At 26.3% G+C, this 2,290-nt stretch carries 3 protein-coding genes; 2 read left to right on the forward strand and 1 reads right to left on the reverse strand.

Annotated features, from left to right (window positions below):
- A partial coding sequence (locus ACERKK_RS12860) for a pyrroline-5-carboxylate reductase (RefSeq protein ID WP_373773475.1) occupies positions 1–756 on the reverse strand: 756 nt, incomplete at its 3' end.
- 93 nt (positions 757–849) lie between these two features.
- Here ACERKK_RS12860 and ACERKK_RS12865 point away from each other — a divergent pair.
- Both ACERKK_RS12865 and ACERKK_RS12870 read left to right on the forward strand, forming a co-directional pair.
- Positions 850–1,506, forward strand: coding sequence for an outer membrane protein assembly factor BamD (locus ACERKK_RS12865; RefSeq protein ID WP_373773476.1), 657 nt, complete (start codon positions 850–852; stop codon positions 1,504–1,506).
- A gap of 22 nt (positions 1,507–1,528) precedes the next feature.
- The coding region (locus ACERKK_RS12870; RefSeq protein ID WP_373773477.1) for an LON peptidase substrate-binding domain-containing protein at positions 1,529–2,290 on the forward strand (762 nt) is incomplete at its 3' end.

Here is a 2,290-nt window from a genome sequence, read left to right on the forward strand (position 1 = left end):
TCCAAGCTCTATTGCTTTAGTATATGCATCTTCAATTGCTTCAATCATTGCAGTTCTAACACCATTTCTTTCTAGTGCAGCATATCCAGCAGCTGTTGTTCCTCCTGGACTCATTACTGAATCTTTGATAATAGCAGGATGAGAATGCTCTAATAATGAAGAAGTACCTGAAAATAAACCTTGTACTAATTGAGTACTTAAGTGTCTTTCTAAACCAGCTTTTACAGCACCATCAGCAATTGCTTCTGCAATTAAAGCTAAAAATGCAGGTCCAGAACCAGCAACAGCTGTTGCGATATCTAATTGATTTTCAGTATTAACCCATATAGTTTTTCCAATAGATGAAAAAATTTCAGTTGCAATGTTTTTAGCTTCTTTATCACCTGTAATTGTAGTCATAGAGTTTTGAACAGATGCAGCAACATTTGGCATAGTTCTTACATAGTTTTTAGCTTTTATTTGTTTTTTTAACGACTCTAATGTAGTACCTGCTAATATTGATAATAATAAATTAGCTTGTCCTTCAAGTCTTGCAGATACACTATGTAAAGCATAAGGTTTAACACAAAAAATTATATTTTTACCTGTAATATCTTCTTGATCACTTAAGATTTTTACAGATACTTGCGGGATTTTTTCTTTGATTATTTTTAAATTACCAGCATCTCTACCAATAATCTCAACATCATGATTTTTTACTAAACCTCTTGCTAGAGATTGAGCCATAATACCATTACCAATTAAAGTAAGTTTCATTATCTTGCCTTTTTAATTCTTTAAAATAATTATAGCAGATATTCCCTAAGCTATTATTAGATAAAATAATCGACTTATAAAAGGATATTTACAATGATTACTATTTTTAAATTTAAAAAATTATTATTAATTAGTTCAACAATACTTATTTTTGCAGGATGTTCAAGTAAAAATGAGGTTGCAGAATATAATAAACCAGCATTATATTGGTATAACAAAATGATTAAACAAATATCAAATAATGATTTAGATGCAGCAGATGATACATATACATCTTTAGAAAGTGAACACAGAAATTCTCCTTTATTAGAAACATCATTATTAATTTTAATAAATGCGCATATTGATGAAGAAGAGTATTCTCTTGCAAACTTTTATTTAGATGAGTATTCAAAAAGATATTCATTAAGTGAAAATATTGATTATACAAGATTCTTAAAAATTAAAGCAAACTTTTTAGGTTTTAAATATCAATTAAGAGATCAAGAACTTCTTGAAAATACAATAAGTGAAATTGATAATTTCAAAAAAAGATATTACAAATCACCTTATTTACCATTAGTTGAAACTATGAACTCAAGATTATATATGGCAAAAGCTTCTTTAGATAAAGAAATTTCAGAACTTTATACAAGAGTAGATAAGCCAGAAGCAGCAAAAATATATGCCAAAAAAGTTGAAGAATCATGGATTAATCAAAAAGAAATAGTACCAGTTAAAGTACCATTTTTTAGATCACTATTTGAATAAAAAAAATTAGGAGTTAAGATATATGGAATTAGAAAATTATGATAAATTTCCCCACGACATACCTTTAATTATTGAAGATGATATATTTTTATATCCTTTTATGATTGCACCACTTTTTTTAGGTAATGAGGATAATATTAAAGCCGTTGAATGTGCGATTGAGCAAAATAAGCTTGTAATTATTGCAGTTTCAAAGCAAGGTAAAGAAGATAAAAGAGAAGAAGAATCTTTTTATAATGTTGGAGTTATTGGTAATATTATGAGAAAAGTATCTTTACCAGATGGTAAGATAAAAGTACTTTTCCAAGGATTAGCAAAAGGTAAAATCACTGATTTTAAAAATGATAATAAAATTTTTGCAAATGTTGATATTCTAAAAAATGATGAATTTGATCATGAAAATATTAAATCGATTATTTCTGTTTTAGTTGAGCAAGTAAAAAAATTATCTAAATTTAACTCAAAATTTCCAATTGACTTAATTAGAACAATTGAAGAAAATGATGATGCGATTAGAATTGCTGATTTAATTTCTTCTGTTTTAAAAATCAAAAAAGATGATGCTTATAAACTATTTTCACAAACAAATGTTGAACAAAGATTATTTGATATTATAGAAGTTATAAAAAAAGAGATTGAATCTTATAAAATACAAAAAGAAATTACTCAAAAAGTAAATTCAAAAATTGAAAAAACTCATAAAGATTATTTCTTAAAAGAACAAATCAAGGCTATAAATAAAGAGTTAGGGAACGATAATAAAAAAGATGAAGAGATTAAGTCT

This window comes from Poseidonibacter sp. (assembly GCF_041821165.1).
In the GTDB taxonomy this organism is placed as follows: Bacteria; Campylobacterota; Campylobacteria; order Campylobacterales; family Arcobacteraceae; genus Poseidonibacter.